We start from the raw sequence: 17020 nt of genomic DNA, 5'->3' as shown, positions 1-17020 counted from the left end.
GTTTTGTTGGCGGCAGGCCATTGGACCGGCCCGCCGCCAGGGTCACGTTACTTGAACTTGATCTGCGACAGTTGCAGTTCGCTGTTGGTGCGAATGCTGGGCGCAAAATCCAAACGCGGGTTCACCCGGCTGAACCCGACCATGTGGAACAACATGACATCGGCAATGATCTCTTCATGCAGATAGCTGAACAGCGCTTTCCACTTGGCTGCGCGTTCGTCGCCGGTCGCCGCCGTGGCATCGGCAATCATTGCATCAACCTTGGGGTCGGTAATGCCGGATTGTTGGCCGTCCGAGTGATATTTGAAGTACATCGAAAACACCGGATCGCCATTGGCATTGTCGTGCTGCGCTTCGATCAATTCAGGCCCGCGATTTTCCGGGAAGGGTTTGGCATAGCGTTCCAGCCATTCCGCAACTTCGACCATTTCCAGCTTCATGTTGAAACCGACGTCCTGGTACATCGCCAGCATCGCCTCCATGGTTTCCAGAACATTGGCAAAGTTGTTGAGCCGCCCGATCAGCGTGATCTCGGCATCAACCGGAACGCCGTCTGCCTTGGCCTCTGCCAGCAACGCGCGCGCCCGTTCCGGGTCATAGGCATAAGGCGTCAGATCATGGTCATAGCCGATGGTCGACGGGGGTGTGATGCCGGTTGCCAGCAAGGTGCCATTGGCCAGGATCGTGCCGACAAAGGCCTCGCGGTCAATCGCCAGGTTCAGCGCCTCGCGCACCCGAACGTCATTCAGCGGCGCCTGGGCATGTTCAATCCGCAGGAAAACCGTTTCCGAATTCGGATAAGAGAAATCCATGCCCGGATCGCTGGCATCCTGCAGAGCGATATTGGGGGCGATGTCCGCCTCGCCTGCGGCAACCATGGCAGACCGCACCGCGCTGTCGCCGCGGAACACATAAGTGGCCGATTGCACAGCGGGCTGATCGCCCCAGTAATTTGGATTGGCGCCAAGTTTGATGTGCTGCCCGCGGGCATATTCATCAAACGTATATGGCCCGGTGCCAATGGGGTGATCGACGAAACTGTCCAACGGTGTTTCCGCCGGGGTGACCGTGACCGTCGACATCAACATTGGCAAAATCGGTTGGGCCGGATCGGCCGTGACATCCAGCGTATGGGCGTCCACGATGTTCGATGTGATGTCGATGCCACCAAAGAATTTGGCGCCGATTTCACAGGCAATATCCGGGGACTTCATCCGAACCAGCGAATGCGCCACGTCGTCGGCCTCCATCGCGGTGCCATCGCTAAAGGTCACGCCATCGCGCAGATGAAAACGCCAGGTGCCGTTGCCCATGTCCTCCCAGCTTTTGGCGAGACGCGGCTGAAGCCCGGTGGCGGGGTTCATTTCGGTTACGGTTTCGGAAATATTCTGAAACAGAACCCGGCCCACATTGGATTTGGTGGACGAACAGGGTTCGACGATTTCCAGCTCTTCCGACAATACGATGGTCACCGAATTGTCCTGAGCGTGGCTTGCGAACGCGATGGTCGATGCCATTGCCGTCGCCGCGATCAAATGCGTTTTCCTAGTCATTTTATCCTCCCGGTTTGACGTGATCCCGGTGCAACCCGCGTTTTTGACGCGCTTGTGTTCCATCGGTGCCACGCCTTCAAAATGGGAATGTTCGCCGTTTTGTAAATTCCAAATTTGGATTGCTGTGATACACTATTTGTATCGACCACTAAAACCACGTCACCATTCAAGGGGAGCATTATGGCGCAGGGACCGTTCGAATATTTCCAGATGAGGTGCTTTGTGGCGGTGGCAGAAGAGCTGAGTTTTCGCCGCGCCGCCGACCGTTTGAACATGACGCAGCCCCCCCTGTCGCGCCAGATCAAGATTCTGGAGGACCGGGTGAACCTGACGCTGTTGGAACGCAGCAACCGACATGTCAGGCTGACCTCGGCCGGGGAAAGTTTCTATCAAAGTGCGATTGATATTATCCAACGTTCTGAACAGGCTGTGCTGAACGCACGTCAGGCAGAACGTGGCGAAACCGGCAGCGTGGCTTTGGGATTTGTGCCCTCTGCGGCGTTTCGGTTTGTACCGATGATCGCCCAGAAAATGGCGGAAACCATGCCCAATGTCACCCTGACGCCGATCGAAATGATGGGCTATGAGGTGATCGAAGCGCAACGCTCTGGGCGTATAGATCTGGGCCTGACCCGGATGGAGACCCCGCGCGGTGAAATCGAGCGTACCCGTGTCGTCAACGAACCCTTTGTTCTGGCGATCCCGGGCAGCAATCCACTGGCAAAAAAAGTGGATCTGTCGATTTCCGACTTCGACAATGCGCCCTATATCTCTTTTGCCAAGGATCGCGGCGGGTTCCTGAAGGAAACTTTGGACGCGTTGTTTTATGCCAGCGGCATCATGCCGGACACGCAATTGAGCGTCAGCCAAACCCATGCGGTGATCAGTCTGGTGAATCAGGGCTTGGGATTCGCGATTGTGCCGCGCTCGGCCCAGATCATCCAAATGGCCAATACGGTTTACCGCGAATTGGAACTGCCGACGCAGTTCAGATCGGACATGTATCTGGTCTCTCGGCCCGGTCGAAATACGATGGTGCGCGATCGGGTCAAGGCGTTGATCATCGACCTGCTGCACCCATTTCGCGAAACCGCTGGCGGGTCATGACACCTGTGCGGCCATCACATCAGTCGCGGAGGTGAGGCCGCGTTGCGATGCCCCACCTCTTTGTCATCACATTGCCACGGCGCGCGGTGCCCGTCTCTGCCGCCGCAACCCGAACAGGCATAGCGCGCCAAATCCCAGCTCGATCACCAGGGCGGTCAGGATGCTTTCACTCGGCCAGCCGTCCAGCGCGATGCTGACCAAGCGACCAAAAGCAAACGCGAAAAAAACCAGGGTGCCAAGCATCGCTGACAGATATGTCAGAGCGGGACGTAGGGCGCCGGTCAGGATCACCGCGCCAAGGGCCGCAAGGTTGGCGCCGGGGGCGCGCAATTCGCTCAGCCGTGTTGGGTCGGACCCAAGGACGATGCCGTAACCGGCATAAAACCCATGCGGCACAAAGGTGATGGCGAGACCGATGCCAAGCGCGGTCAAACCGGCGGCACCAAGGGTAAGTTTGTGATAAAGAGACATTGAAATTTCCTTTTTGTAGCGTGGGACAGGGTTCAGGCCGCGTCGGCCCAGGCCCCGGACCGGGCGGCATCTCTGGCAAAGGTGGCAAAGTCGCGCGGCGCACGGCCAAGGGCACGTTGAACACCATCGCCAAGATCGGCATTGCGACCGTCCAGCGTTTCGCGGGCGATCTCGGTCAAAACGTCGGCAATCATTTCGCCCTGTGATGCAAGCAACGCGGCGTGAAAGTCCTCGAATGAGATGGGCATATGGGCGATCAGGCGACCAGATGCCGCCGAAAGCACTCCGGCCATCTCGGCAAATGTCATCAAACGCGGGCCTGTGACCTCGTATGTGTCGCCGTCATGGCCCGATTCACTCAGGGCGGCCACCGCGACATCGGCGATGTCGTCCACATCCGCAATCGGTTCCTGCACTTCGCCGCCGGGCATTGGCAGAACGCCGGCCATCACCGGTGCATGTAACGCCCCTTCAGAGAAGTTCTGGGCAAACCAGGCCGCGCGGACGATGGTGAACGGCACGCCAGAGGTGCGAACCACCTCTTCTGCGCGCTGGGCGTGATATTCGCCACGCCCCGTCAACAGCACGATCTTGGCAACACCTGAGGCGCGGGCCTGTTCGGTGAAGGCCGCGACGGTGTCCACCGCGCCCGGCACCGCGATATCGGGGTAATAGGAAATATAAACCGCCGACACGCCGCTCAGAACAGGCCCCCAGGTGTCGGGTGCGTTCCAGTCAAAGGGGATCGTCGCCGCCCGAGAGCCACGGCGCACCGGCAGGCCCTTTGCTTCGAGCCGCTGAGCGATCCGCGCGCCGGTCTTGCCAGTGGCGCCGAGGACGAGAATGGGTTGGTTGGTCATTGGGACCTCCTTGGGTTTTGATGAAGCCTTCGTTCGATGACCTGTTTTCGCCCAAGGTTTCTGGACGCACCATTCCCGAGCGTCCGATATTCTTGACTGATCGTCCAAACAATCTGGACGACCCGCATTCCCCGGGCCACAATCCCCCCATGACAGAACCACATGTTCCCAACCCCGCGCGTCTGGCCCAGCCCATTGGTGATCCGCTGGGCGAGATCCTGCATCTGCTCAAACTGACCGGCACCTTCTATTGCCAGTCGCGGCTGACCGCCCCCTGGGGCATCACCATCCCCGGCTTTCCCGAGGTCATGAGCTTTGCCGTGGTGATTGACGGGCGGGCCTGGCTGAAGGTCGGTGATGATGCGCCGTTCGAAATCCAGAAAGGCGACCTTGTGCTGATGACCAAGGGCACGCCGATCAACCTTTACAGCGACCCGGAGGCCCCGTTGATGACGCTCGAAGAGCTGCCGATCCGCAAGGTGACAGAGCTTTACGAAACCGTGGAATTCGGCGGCTGCGGCGCGGCGTGCAGCATCATGTACGGGCTTGCCCGGCTTGATCATGCGTCCAGCCCGATGTTGATGGCGCTTCTGCCCGATGTGCTGAAGATCGACCCATGGGAAGAAGACGCCGGAAGTTGGCTGCAAGGCACATTGCGATTCATTGCGCGCGAAGCCCGCGAGCTCCGTCCCGGCGGGGAAACCGTCATCACGCGGCTGGCCGATGTCGTGGTGATCGAAGCCATACGCCGCTGGCTGACCCGATCGCCGGATGCACACCGGGGCTGGCTAAAGGCCGCGCGCGACCCACAGATCGGGCGGGCCATTGTCGCCATTCACCGCGATCCGGCGGCCGTCTGGTCGGTCGAGACTCTGGCTCAGGTGGCGGGCATGTCCCGTTCTGCCTTTGCGGCGCGGTTCACCACCCTCGTTGGCACGCCCGCGATGCAATATCTTGCGGAATGGCGCATGAACCTTGCGCGGCGGAGTTTGCGCGAAACCGCGCAGCCGATTGCCAATATCGCCGCTGACCTCGGCTACCAATCCGAACCCGCCTTCAACCGCGCCTTCAAGCGGGTGTTCGGCACCACTCCGGGACAGGCGCGGCGGGCTTTACAGGACATCACGACATAGAAGGACAGGAACAATGGCTTCAACGCTTCATATGCTTTGCGGCAAAATCGCATCCGGCAAATCAACGCTGGCACATCAGTTGGTCCGCGACGGTGGCGTTCTGGTCGCGGAGGATGAATGGCTTGGCGCGCTGTTTGGCGAGCAAATGCAAACGGGGGCCGATTACATGCGCTGCGCGGGCAAACTGCGCAGCATCATGGCGCCGCATCTGGTGTCACTGCTGAATGCTGGAACAAGCATCGTTCTGGATTTTCCCGCCAACACGGTCGGGCAACGGGGCTGGATGCGTGAAATCCTGGCCGGGACGACGGCGGACCATCAAATGCATGTGTTGGATACGCCGGACGAAGACTGTCTTGTGCGGCTGGCAAAACGCAATGCCGCCGGCGAACACCCCTTTGCCGTGACCGAAGACCAGTTCTGGCAATTTTCAAAACATTTCGCACCGCCCACCGCGGATGAGGGTTTCAACCTGATCCTGCATCACCCGCGCAGTGCATGACGCGAGATTGTCCGCTGTTACGGGTGTCACTGTCTGATACGCGGCGCTTTCCCGGTGGTCCTGCATGAGCGGACATTCACCGCCACGACCAACCGATCCAAGACCCGGGGGCCGCCCTGCCCGCCCGTCCGATTGCTTGGTCGATCCCGGCATCCAAATTGCAATCCAAAGGTTGCTCTTTGCAACCGTGTGTCGAATAAACGCGCCATTCAATTGACCCATTTCAGCACCGGCCTCCTTTTGGCCAGCCGGAGTAGCCCATTCATGATGTTGATTTACACGAACCTCTACTGGGAACATTTGGGCGTTGCGGCGTCATTGGCAATTTCGATATTTGTGATCCTTGGCCTGTTGCTCCGCCTGCGGGAAACCCCCGGGTCCAAAATGCATATCTGGGCAATGATCGGTTTTTTCACCGCCAATACCTCGGACATGGTCAATTCTTTTGCCTATTCGAATGTCTTTTCCGCCCCGCCGATGTTTTTTCGCTGGAACGATGTCCTGATCCCCGGATTTTTGGTGTCGCTCTACTTTTTTGTCCGGGCATTGACCAGTTCCGACCCAAAGCTGGATCGACGGGATTGGGTTCATCTGCTGCCGTTCCTCGCCGGGGTGCTCTTTCTTGCGCCCAGTCTGGCGTTGCCGGGTGATGTGCGCATTGGGCGCGCCGTTGCCAACCTTTCAACGTGGCATCAGGAATTGATTCAGATCGGGAACACTGCGTTCTGGGGGCTTTGGGTTGTTCTTTTGGCGACATATGGCGGGATTTGTGTCCGCCTTCTGATCGCGCATCAACGCAATATCCGCGCGGTATTTTCGGATCTGGAGGGCAAGAATCTGCATTGGCTGAACGGGCTGATTGCGACCATTCTTATCCTTGCGCTGACCGTCATTGCCGATGAAATCGGAATGCTGTTGGGGCGGAATTCGGTCCGAGATGGCATTGCGTCGCTGATCTATGATGTGGTGCTTAGCGGTGCATTTGGTCTCTTTGCGTTGCGCGCTGTGCCGCCACTGCCGCAATGGTCGCAAGAGATCATCACACAAGACCCACCGGACAACGAAGATCCGACGCCCGAGAAAGACACCAACAAATCATACGCGCGGTCCGGCCTGCGGCCCGAGGATGCCGCCCGCTTTGCCGCACGGCTTGAAAAGCGAATGACAGAGGGGCAGCTGTGGCGCAATCATGCCTTGAACCTGCAAAGTCTGGCGTCCGAAGTGGCGGTATCACCGATACATTTGTCCGAGGTGTTGAATACCAAGATCGGCATGTCCTTTTATGATTATGTCAATCAGGGCCGGATTCGCGATGCCTGTGATCTGTTGATCCGCACCGACAAATCCGTGATCGAAATCAGCGAGATCGTCGGTTTCAACGCCAAATCAACCTTCAACGCCAGCTTCAAGAAGATCACCGATCAAACCCCAAGCCAATGGCGCCGGACCCACAAGCCGTAAAGAACCCCCGGACAGGTCCGGATCGGCTGGCGGCGTGAATTTCACCGACACAATCAACACATTGATATAAATGACAAAACCTCGCAACATGTGCGATCCAGCTTGTTCGGACGTTCTATCCGGTCGGTCCGGTCGCGGCATCCACATGGGTTTTGTACCTGTTCGACACACCGCCGGACCACAGCCCGTGAACACCACGGGCTGGCCCGGCCTGACTGTTGAATAGGACGAAAGATATGAAATACCTGACGATACTTCCTCTGATATTGGTTGCCGCTGGCTGTGCGAATAGTGGCGCGAAATACCGGCCCATTCTGGACGGTGGCGAAACACCTGCCTATCGGGCGGATTTGGCCGAATGCCAGTCCCTGGCCCGCAACCAAAAGCAGCTGGATCGAGAGACCCTTGGCGCTGCCGCCCTGGGCGCGGGTGCCGGTGCACTGTTGGGCGAGGTCGACGAAGACGGTACCGCATGGGGCGGCGCGATTGTTGGCGCATTGGCCGGTGGGGCCGCCGGCGCCGGTGACGCCAGCGAACGCCGGGAAGAAATAGTTGTGCAATGCATGCGTGGTCGCGGCCACCGTGTTGTCGGATAGAAAGGCATCGCAATGGCCCATATGCTTCTGCGCCGACCGCCCCGGCTATGGGCGATTTACGAACTCTTCAAAGGGGCAGCTCGTTCAGAGCTGCCCGCAAATTCGGACAAGCCGCGCAACACCAATCCCCCCCGACCAGAGCCAGGCAATCGCAACGGGATGCGCGGCACCGCTTCTGATTACAGCCAGCAAATCTCGATGGCCAAGGAGGACCGCAGATGAAACGCGTTTTGATCGCCGGTGCGACCGGCTATCTTGGCAGGCATCTTTGTGCCGAATATTTGCAACGGGGCTGGCATGTGACCGCATTGGTGCGCAAACAAAGTGCCGCAACCAACCTTCAGGCGGACGCCATAGTCGAAGCACAGGCAACCTGGCCAGAAACCCTTGACGGGATCATGACCGACATTGATTTGGTTGTCTCCGCGCTTGGCATCACCCGACAGGCCGATGGGGTCGGATATTGGGACGTTGATTATCAGGCCAATGTGAACCTGTTGGAAGAAGCGGTGCGCAGCAAGGTGCCGCATTTTGCCTTTGTCCATGTTCTGAATGCCGACCGCATGGAACATGTGCCGCTGGTGGCCGCCAAAAGCGCCTTTGTCCGAAAGTTGCAGCAAGCGCCGCTGCAATCGACGGTCATTGCGCCCACCGGGTATTTTTCCGACATGGTTGATTTTCTGGCCATGGCCAGATCGGGGCGCGTCTGGCTGTTTGGCCCCGGCACGCAACGGATCAACCCCATTCACGGTGCCGACCTCGCGGCGGCAAGTTTCGACGCCATTGCCGAAGGTGCGGCATGGTGTGACGTCGGCGGCCCAGACACATTCACCCACAACGAGATTGCAGAGCTGTGTTTTGAGGTCCTGGGCACCCCGGCGCGGATCACCCATCTGCCCGACGTTTTGCGCCGCCTGACCCTGACCATCCTGCCCCGTATTGCGCCGCGCAGAATCGCCGGGCCGGCGCAGTTCTTTCTGACCGCGATGGCGATGAACATGACCGCCGCATCAACCGGAACCCACCGTCTGGCCGCGCATTTTCGGGCCGACGCATCCGATAGCTGAACCAAAAAGGAGATCCCGAATGACCCTTCAAAGAGTTGCCGGCTGTGCCGCCCTGATCTGTGCCGCCAGCTATCTGTTTGGCATTGCTGTTCTTGTCCTGATCCTGGCGCCCTTGGGGTTTGGATCAATTGATGTCGATCCACACGCCGTTGTGGCCTTTATTGACACGCGACCGACGCTTTTGATCACCTGGAACACGGTGATCTATGTTGTGAACGCCATTGCCCTGACCGTCCTTGTCGAGGCGATGCACCGGCGTCAAAGCCAGGATGCACCAGAGTGGGCCGCCGTCAGCCGCGCGTTTGGCTTGATCTGGGCGGCACTGGTGCTTGGGGCCGGTATGATCGCAAATGTCGCGATCGAACGCGCTGCTCATATCTTTCCGGTTGATCCGGTCCGTGCGGCGGAGCTTTGGCAAATTCTGCACACGGTGGAGCTGGGCCTTGGCGGCGGCAATGAAATCGCGGGGGCCGTTTGGGTGGGCCTTGTCAGCATGACAGGTCTGATTGGCAAAAATCTGGGCCGGGTCACAATTGGTCTTGGATTGATCACCGGAATAAGCGGCCTTGCAACCGTGATTCCCGCCCTCGGCGACAGCGCCGGAGCCATGTTCGGAATCGGCGCAATTGCCTGGTTCGTTGCCGTTGGTTGGTCCTGTTTCCGTCGAACAGCTTGAGGATGCATAAAACGGCGATGGCCCGGCATATCGGAATCCAATAGCGCCAAAATGGAATACATTCAGAAACGACAAAGGCCGCTCTATCGAGCGGCCTTTTTGCCAATTATCTCGTTAAGAGATTTTGGCTCCGGCGGTAGGGATCGAACCTACGACCAATTGATTAACAGTCAACTGCTCTACCGCTGAGCTACGCCGGAACATGTGGGCGATATAACAACAGCGGATTCCGGCGTCCAGAGCCTTTTGTCACAAAACCGCAGAAAAATTTGCTGTCGGGTCAAATCAGGCGAAAAGACTGGTCAAATGCGAGGGCTTTGACCGGCGCAACTGTGTTTTTTCCATAGAGATCAATGAGGTGAGCAAAGACATTGCGGGCCGCCGCCGGCAAGAGCGCCGCTGGCACGTCGGTATAGAGGCGCGCGGCGAGTTCGGATGCACCGGCCGGACCATCGGTCAGCGCCTGCAGGATTGCAGCTTCGCGGGTTTTTCGGTGGTTGATCAGCCAGTTCAGCCGCGCCATCGGATCGGGAACCGCTGCGCCATGGCCCGGAAAAAACACCTGCCATTCGCGGGCCTGCAACGCCACGCAGGACGCCATGAAATCGCTCAGATCACCATCCGGGGGCGACACAAGCGAGGATGCCCAACCCATCACATGATCCCCGGAAAACAGCGCATCCCCCCAGCCCAGACAGATGTGATTGCCCATATGACCGGGCGTATGATGCACCCGCAGATCCCAGCCATCGCCAGCGATGACCTGACCGTCGACGACACTCTCATCCGGGCGGAAATCATGGTCCAGCCCCTCGCCGCCGCCGGCAAAACCACTGGCCGCAAGCCTTTGCATGACGGCACTGCGCCCGGCGTCCGCTTTGCCAAAGGCCAGCACCGGCGCGCCGCAGGCATTTGCCAGCGGTCGGGCCAGCGGTGAATGGTCAAGATGGGCGTGGGTGACAATGATATGGCTGATCCGCGCCCCGTCCGGCACAGCAGCCAGAATCGCCTCCAGGTGACCCGGGTCATTCGGACCGGGATCAATCACCGCAAGATCGCCCTGCCCCAACAGATAGGTATTCGTGCCCCAATAGGTCATCGGCGACGCATTTGGCGCCAGAATGCGCACAAGCCCCGGTGCCAGCGTAATCGGCGCGCCCGGCAATGGGGCCGCGGCATCCGACGGAACGCCACCGGATGCCGGAACGGGTGTCTGGGTCGGTGTCTGGGGCGATGTCCGGGCAGATGTCCCTGCGGCAACGGCGGCTTTTTCGCGGCTGTCCATGCCGGTTTTCCTTCTATGATGCGGGCAGACCCGCTAAGCCTTGGCCATGTCGTTTCATTGGCTCAAACGTTACATGCCCCGCAGCCTTTATGGCCGTGCCGCGCTTATCCTGGTTCTGCCGGTTGTCACCCTGCAACTTGTGGTTACGGTGATCTTTGTTCAGCGGCATTTTCAGGGCGTGACCGAACAGCTGACCCGATCGGTGCGAGACGAGATTCGCCTGATTGTGTCACAGCCCGCTGCGGATGACACCCCGCGCGCGGCGCTTGCCGCGATGATGCCTCTGGCCTTGCCGCTCGACTTTTCTCTGGCGTGGCGAAAGCCGGCCACCGGCGGCGATTTGCGACGCTGGTTTGATTTGTCCGGGCGGGTGGTGATCCGTGAGTTGCGCAACGATCTGGACGGGGTCGTTGCCATTTCCCTGCCCAATGACCGCGATACCTTGATCTATATGGATCTGCCGCAGGGGGTGCTGGAACTGCGCCTGGATCGAAAAGGCGTTTCGGCCAGCAATCCGCACCAGTTGATTGTCAATATGGTGATCTTTTCGCTGTTGATGACGCCGATCGCCTTTATCTATATGCGCAACCAATTGCGCCCGATCACCCGGCTGGCCAGCGCCGCCGAGGCGTTTGGCCGAGGGCGCGTTGTGCCATATTCCCCCGGCGGCGCGGTCGAGGTGCGGGCGGCGGGACATGCCTTTTTGGATATGCGGGCCCGAATTGAACGCCAGATCGAACAGCGCACATTGATGTTGTCCGGGGTCAGCCACGATCTGCGCACGCCCTTGACCCGGCTCAAGCTTGGCCTTGCGATGCAGGACGAAGACGAGGTTGCCGACCTCAACCGCGATATTCGCGATATGGAACGTATGCTCGACGAATTCCTTGATTTCGTGCGCGGCAATGCCGAGGCCGGCGAAGCCACGCCCACCGATCCGATGGCCCTGGTGCAGCAGGCGGTCGAGGATGCACAGCGGGCCGAGAAACCGGTCACGCTGATCACTTGCGAGGGCGATGGACATATTGCGTTGCGCCCGGTGGCGATCCGCCGGGCCATCGACAATTTGATCGAAAACGCAACACGATATGGCACCAATTGCGCGGTCAGCGCCCGGTTGACCGACAAATCGCTGCGCATTCGGGTCGAAGATGACGGCCCCGGAATACCCGAGGATATGCGGGCCGCCGCGGTGCGGGCCTTCGTGCGCTTGGACAAATCCCGCAATCAGTCGCGCGCGCCGGGTGTGGGGCTGGGTCTGGCGATTGCCACCGATATTGCCCGTGCGCATGGCGGGGTTTTGCGATTGGGAAAATCTGACCGGCTGGGCGGTCTCTGCGCTGACATCGTGATTGCCCGCTGACGGGCAGCGGCCTCTTTGTCTGTGTCAGCTATGCCAGCGTATGTGGCGACCCCGCACCATAGAGAATTCTGTTGATGGTCTGTGGCAGATCGTTATGCCGGATCGGTCGGGTGATTTGCGTGACATTGGTCGTCTTTGCCAAAATGGCCCCATCGGTGCGCGGCGCGCCCTGGGTCATGAGAAGTATTTTCAAATCAGGAAATTCGCGATTGATCTGATCAACCAGATCATCGCCCTCCTGGGCATCGGTGACATGAATGTCGCTGACGACCAGATCAATGTAACGGTCGGACTGGCGCAGGATCTGCAGCGCCTCCTGTGCATCCCGGGCCAGCGCGATGTTCATCCCAAGCCCCGACATCCTGCGCGCCAGCGCGCTTTGCATATTTGGCGGATCTTCGACCAGAAGCACAGTGCGCTGATCGCTGTTGGCGGGCCGTGGCAAAATGGGGGGCGATACGCGAATTTCCCTGGCCGCCGACGCGGTCAGCGGAAAATAGAGATGTACAATGGCGCCCTGCCCGACTTCGCTGACAATCCGGGTCTGGCCGCCGGATTGCGCCATGAACCCATGGACCATCGACAACCCAAGGCCCGTGCCCTTGTCGGTTGGCTTGGTGGTGTAGAATGGTTCCCAGATCTTATCCAGCATATCCGCCGCGATCCCGGTGCCACTGTCGTGGACGGAGACCACAACATATTCGCCCGGCGCCAGTGTCGCACTGCCCTTGAGCGCGAAGTTCGGCCCAACCTGACGGACGTCGGTTTCCAGGGTAATCGTACCCCCATCGGGCATCGCATCGCGCGCATTGATCGCCAAATTCAAAATCGCGCTTTCCAATTGCGTGCGATCGGTTTCAATTTTTGGCAGGTCTGCCTCAAGCCGGGTTTCGATCTGGATATTGGTTGGCATGGTACGGCGCAAAAGATCGTCCATCCGGTCGATCACGTTGTTCACATTCAACAACTCCGGGCTGGGCGCGGCGTTGCGCCCGAAGGCCAGCAGATGTTTGGACAGCTTCGCCCCGCGATCTGACGCCTCAAAAGCGGCGGTCAGCAATTCCCGTTGCCCCAGATCTTCGGCCGCCAGCAGGGCGATTTCGAGGTTTCCCGACACCACTGTCAGTATATTGTTGAAATCATGCGCAATGCCCGCAGTCAGCCGGCCCACCGCATCCAGACGTTGCGATTCAGAGAACACCCGCTCGGCGATCTTTTGCTCGGTCACATCCAGCGACGCGGTTATCGTGCGGGTCAGATTGCCGTCGTCATCCAAAATGGGTTGCGCAACCGCACGCACCCATTTCATCGTCTCGCCGACGGGCACCCGATATTCCGTGGTCACCAGATTTCCGTCCTGCAAATCCAATGTCCAATTGCGGACTTTATTCCGATCATCGGGATGGATGTTTTGGAATTTCACGCCCTTGTCCGATACATCGCCCTTGAAATCGGCAATCGTCGCCCCGTGGTTGCGGGCGTGTTGTTCGGATACGACCAAGGGTCTGTTCTTTTCTTCATCCCAGATACAATAGCCCATTTTCGCAATCATACTGGCCAGGATCAGCGGCTGTTCTTGATCATTGCGCTGCGTCTCCAGACGGCGCGCGATATGAAAATCACGCTGGTCGGTTGTACGCCCGACAACGTAACCAGTCCCGATAAAGACTGTCATCGCCGCAAATGTATGCAGGAGTGACGACATCATCGGAGCCGGTCCTTGACCGATGAAAAAGGCATGCAGCAACAGGATTGCCCCAAGGCCGCCCGCGCAAAGCCCGGCCAGACGTCCACCCAGGTTTCCAGCATAAACCACACTGACGATCAGCAATAAATAAGGTATCGGCAAGTGGAATTCGATTTGATGCCCGAACTCGATCAAAGATGCGACCCCGATACAGGGCAGCACTGCAAAGAGCAGTTTTGAATTGAATTGAGACCCTAGCATAACTGACGAACCGAACTGCAAACATTACCAATGGTATAGTTTACGAATATTCACTCTGAATTTACAGAAATTAATAGCGTGCGTTTGCAAGCGGTTGCAAAATGCGGCGGCGCGCGCTGGCGACGCAATGTCGACACGCCCGGCGTCCCATAGGCAAAAAATGGGTGCGACGGGTTTCGGATTCGCGATCAAATGCGACCCAAAGCAATCTTTGCCATCGGTGATGGATCAGATCCCGGTTGGTTGGTTTCCCGCCCCAGAGCAAGCTTTGACCCAAGGTAGAATTCGAACACAGGTGCAAAGAATTTCTTCACAACACGTCTGCGGAACGCGGTTTATCGGCCTGGCGGCAATGGCTAAGGTGCCAAAAAACAGAACACACGGGCCATGGACCCGGCTGGTTCGACAGGAGGAGGTCACATGGAACTTGGATTGGGCAGCTATGCCTTTCGGTGGGCAATTGGCATCAAGGATCAACATCCCGACAGCCCGATGACCGCCTTTGATGTATTGAACGCCGCGGCGGACTATGGGCTGAAGGTTGTGCAATATGCCGACAACATGCCTTTGGATCAATTGACCGAGGCGGATCATCATCGCCTGTTCGACCAAGCGCAATCAAAAGGCATCGCTCTTGAATTGGGCACCCAGTGTTTCAATGCCGAAGAAGTCGGGCGTTACCTGACCATTGGTCAGCGTTTGCATGCGAAAATCATGCGGGTCGCACTGGACGAGGCTGACAGCCATATGCCGGTGCCCGAACTTGCCGATCAACTGCGCCCGCTTTTGGACAATGCGGCGGCAGCGGGGATGAAGATCGCAATTGAAAACCATTTCAACTATCCCTCACCCCGCATGGTTGAGCTGATTGATACGGTCGACCATCCGGCGCTGGGTGTATGTCTGGATGTGGCCAATTCGATCTGTGCCGGTGAATGGCCGGAAGACACCATAAAGCTGCTCGCGCCATATACGATCAACCTGCACCTCAAGGATTATGTGATCACCCCCGACACCTATGGCGTCGGGTTCTATATTCAAGGTGTGCCGCTTGGTCAGGGGCGCGCGCCAATCCCGTGGATTCTGGATCAGCTGGCGCAGTGTCCGGCCGACATGAGCGTTATTCTGGAACATTGGCTGCCACAGGATCGCCGGGACGAGGAAACACTCTGGCTTGACCAGACCGTCGTGGCCGCCCGCGAATTCATAAAGGGAAGATGACATGACCGAGATGCGCACCAAAAAGCTGATCAACGATCCCGAAGACATCATCCCACAGGCCATTGCCGGCATGGTTGCCGCCCATCCCGATCTGTTGAAGGTCGAAGGCGCAACTGGCCGTGCCGTGGTGGCGGTGAACGGTCCGCGCGATGGCAAGGTCGGGTTGATCACCGGCGGCGGATCGGGGCATGAACCGCTGTTTTCCGGCTATGTCGGGCGCGGATTGCTGGATGCGGCGGCGGTGGGCAATGTCTTTGCCTCGCCCAGCCCGGAACATATCATGGATGCGGTGCGCGCGGTGGATGGCGGGGCCGGCGTGATGTTCCTTTATGGCAATTACACCGGCGACGTGATGAATTTCGACATGGCCGCCGAACAATGCGAGGCCGCCGGCACCCCGGCGCGCTCCATTGCAGTGAATGATGATGTCGCCAGCGCGCCAAAGGACCGGGCCGCCGAACGGCGCGGTGTGGCTGGCAATTTCTTTGTGTTCAAAGTGGCCGGGGCCGCCGCCGAAGAGGGTCGCGATCTGGCTGGATGCGAGGCCGCAGCGCGCCATGCGCTGGCCAATACCCGGACCATGGGCGTGGCGCTGACCGCTTGCTCCCTGCCCCAGACCGGCAAGTTGAATTTCGACATTGGCGCGGATGAGATGGAGATCGGCATGGGCATCCATGGCGAGCCGGGCATGCGGCGCGAAAAGCTGGGACAGGCGGATGACGTGACCGATGCGCTGTTGGATCCGATCCTTGCGGATCTGGGGCTGGCGCGGGGGGACCGGGTGGCGGTGCTGGTGAACGGCCTTGGTGCGACCGGACAGTTGGAGCTGTTTATCGTCAATAACCGGGTCGCGAAACGGCTGGCCGATCTGGGGATCGAGGTGCACAAGACCTGGGTCGGGGAATATGCCACCTCGCTGGAAATGGCCGGGGCGTCGGTATCGCTGATGAAACTGGATGATGAGTTGCAGGCGTTGATGGATGCGCCCTGCCATACGCTGGCGCTGACCCTTGGGGGCGAGATGGCCCCAAGGGGCGGGTTGACCCGCAGGTCCGCCCAAGTGGCGACACAGACCGTGCACATCGACCGCGCGGATCTGAACCCCGATGGACCGGTGACCCCGGCGGTCTTTGTTCAGGCCATGTTGGCGATGGCGGATGCGATTTCTGCCAACCGCGACTGGCTTTCGGAATTGGATGGCGTGATTGGCGATGGCGATCATGGCGTGACGATGGACATCGGCTGGACCGCCGTGCGCCGCACGCTGGCAGAAAGCGATGATGCCACGATCACTGAACTGTCGAACGCCATGGCCAAGACCTTTCTGGATGCGGTCGGGGCCTCGACCGGGCCGCTTTATGCCAGCGCATTTCAACAGGCCGGTGCCAATGTCACCGACCGACTGAACCTTGACGCGGCGGCGATGGTCGCCTGGATCGAGGGGCTGTTGCAGGGCATTCTGGCACGTGGCGGTGCGGCACGCGGCGACAAGACAATGATCGACGCCTGGGGCCCGGCGGTTGACGATGCCAAGGCGGCACTGGCGGCGGGTGCGGATCTTTGTGCCTGTCTGGATGCGGCGGTTGACGGCGCCAAGACCGGTCGCGACCATACCAAAACATTAGAGAGCCGCAGAGGCCGGTCCAAGAAACTGGGGGACAGGTCGGTCGGACATCTCGATCCCGGCGCGGCATCGGCACATGTCATGTTGGTGGCACTGCGCGATACAATCCGTAACGCGATTTTGGCGGACAAAAGCGAATAATCAGGGAGAATG

The 17020-nt window shown here is 59.1% G+C and carries 15 protein-coding genes and 1 tRNA gene; 10 read left to right on the top strand and 6 right to left on the bottom strand.

Going from position 1 to position 17020, the window contains the following annotated elements:
• Nucleotides 1-47 precede the first annotated feature (47 nt).
• Nucleotides 48-1553, bottom strand: coding sequence for an ABC transporter substrate-binding protein (locus Q4577_RS16460; RefSeq protein WP_303467529.1), 1506 nt, complete (start codon nucleotides 1551-1553; stop codon nucleotides 48-50).
• Between the two features lie 180 nt (nucleotides 1554-1733).
• On the opposite strand from Q4577_RS16460, the gene Q4577_RS16455 reads away from it, so the two are divergent.
• Nucleotides 1734-2660, top strand: coding sequence for a LysR family transcriptional regulator (locus tag Q4577_RS16455; protein WP_303467530.1), 927 nt, complete (start codon nucleotides 1734-1736; stop codon nucleotides 2658-2660).
• Nucleotides 2661-2726: 66 nt separating this feature from the next.
• On the opposite strand, the gene Q4577_RS16450 is transcribed toward Q4577_RS16455, so the two are convergent.
• On the bottom strand, nucleotides 2727-3131 hold the full coding sequence (locus Q4577_RS16450; protein WP_303467531.1) for a DUF4345 domain-containing protein: 405 nt from the start codon (nucleotides 3129-3131) through the stop codon (nucleotides 2727-2729).
• Nucleotides 3132-3163: 32 nt separating this feature from the next.
• Nucleotides 3164-3991, bottom strand: a complete 828-nt coding sequence (locus tag Q4577_RS16445; protein ID WP_303467532.1) for an NAD(P)H-binding protein — start codon at nucleotides 3989-3991, stop codon at nucleotides 3164-3166.
• Between the two features lie 149 nt (nucleotides 3992-4140).
• On the opposite strand from Q4577_RS16445, the gene Q4577_RS16440 reads away from it, so the two are divergent.
• The 6 genes from Q4577_RS16440 (at nucleotide 4141) to Q4577_RS16415 (ending at nucleotide 9426) form a co-directional block, all read left to right on the top strand.
• Complete coding sequence (locus Q4577_RS16440; RefSeq protein WP_303467533.1) at nucleotides 4141-5124, top strand: AraC family transcriptional regulator; 984 nt, start codon at nucleotides 4141-4143, stop codon at nucleotides 5122-5124.
• Nucleotides 5125-5137: 13 nt separating this feature from the next.
• Entirely contained in the window at nucleotides 5138-5626 is a 489-nt protein-coding gene (locus Q4577_RS16435) for an ATP-binding protein (protein WP_303467535.1), read from the top strand.
• Nucleotides 5627-5890: 264 nt separating this feature from the next.
• Nucleotides 5891-7087: an AraC family transcriptional regulator gene (locus tag Q4577_RS16430; protein WP_303467536.1), complete on the top strand. Its 1197-nt coding sequence runs from the start codon at nucleotides 5891-5893 to the stop codon at nucleotides 7085-7087.
• Between the two features lie 236 nt (nucleotides 7088-7323).
• Nucleotides 7324-7683, top strand: coding sequence for a glycine zipper family protein (locus Q4577_RS16425; RefSeq protein WP_303467537.1), 360 nt, complete (start codon nucleotides 7324-7326; stop codon nucleotides 7681-7683).
• A gap of 218 nt (nucleotides 7684-7901) precedes the next feature.
• Nucleotides 7902-8750, top strand: a complete 849-nt coding sequence (locus Q4577_RS16420) for an SDR family oxidoreductase (protein WP_303467538.1) — start codon at nucleotides 7902-7904, stop codon at nucleotides 8748-8750.
• Nucleotides 8751-8769: 19 nt separating this feature from the next.
• Nucleotides 8770-9426, top strand: coding sequence for a hypothetical protein (locus tag Q4577_RS16415; protein ID WP_303467540.1), 657 nt, complete (start codon nucleotides 8770-8772; stop codon nucleotides 9424-9426).
• Nucleotides 9427-9551: 125 nt separating this feature from the next.
• Here Q4577_RS16415 and Q4577_RS16410 read toward each other — a convergent pair.
• Together Q4577_RS16410 and Q4577_RS16405 are read right to left on the bottom strand one after the other, a co-directional pair.
• Nucleotides 9552-9626 (bottom strand) — tRNA-Asn (locus tag Q4577_RS16410).
• Between the two features lie 80 nt (nucleotides 9627-9706).
• Nucleotides 9707-10711 carry an MBL fold metallo-hydrolase gene (locus tag Q4577_RS16405; RefSeq protein WP_303467542.1) on the bottom strand — a complete coding sequence of 335 codons (1005 nt, stop codon included), beginning with the start codon at nucleotides 10709-10711 and terminating at the stop codon, nucleotides 9707-9709.
• A 46-nt stretch (nucleotides 10712-10757) separates the two neighbouring features.
• Here Q4577_RS16405 and Q4577_RS16400 point away from each other — a divergent pair, with 46 nt between their 5' ends.
• Nucleotides 10758-12074 carry an ATP-binding protein gene (locus Q4577_RS16400; RefSeq protein ID WP_303467544.1) on the top strand — a complete coding sequence of 439 codons (1317 nt, stop codon included), beginning with the start codon at nucleotides 10758-10760 and terminating at the stop codon, nucleotides 12072-12074.
• A gap of 28 nt (nucleotides 12075-12102) precedes the next feature.
• Here Q4577_RS16400 and Q4577_RS16395 read toward each other — a convergent pair whose 3' ends face one another.
• Entirely contained in the window at nucleotides 12103-13782 is a 1680-nt protein-coding gene (locus tag Q4577_RS16395) for a PAS domain-containing hybrid sensor histidine kinase/response regulator (protein ID WP_303467545.1), read from the bottom strand.
• Nucleotides 13783-14442: 660 nt separating this feature from the next.
• Here Q4577_RS16395 and Q4577_RS16390 point away from each other — a divergent pair.
• Both Q4577_RS16390 and dhaL read left to right on the top strand, forming a co-directional pair.
• Nucleotides 14443-15243, top strand: a complete 801-nt coding sequence (locus Q4577_RS16390) for a sugar phosphate isomerase/epimerase (protein ID WP_303467546.1) — start codon at nucleotides 14443-14445, stop codon at nucleotides 15241-15243.
• Nucleotide 15244: 1 nt separating this feature from the next.
• On the top strand, nucleotides 15245-17008 hold the full coding sequence (dhaL, locus tag Q4577_RS16385; protein ID WP_303467547.1) for a dihydroxyacetone kinase subunit DhaL: 1764 nt from the start codon (nucleotides 15245-15247) through the stop codon (nucleotides 17006-17008).
• Nucleotides 17009-17020 lie beyond the last annotated feature (12 nt).

Source organism: Marinovum sp. 2_MG-2023, from assembly GCF_030548265.1.
Taxonomy (GTDB): domain Bacteria; phylum Pseudomonadota; class Alphaproteobacteria; order Rhodobacterales; family Rhodobacteraceae; genus Marinovum.
The sequence above is the reverse complement of the archived record's forward strand: the minus strand, read 5'-3'. Positions and strand labels throughout refer to the sequence as shown.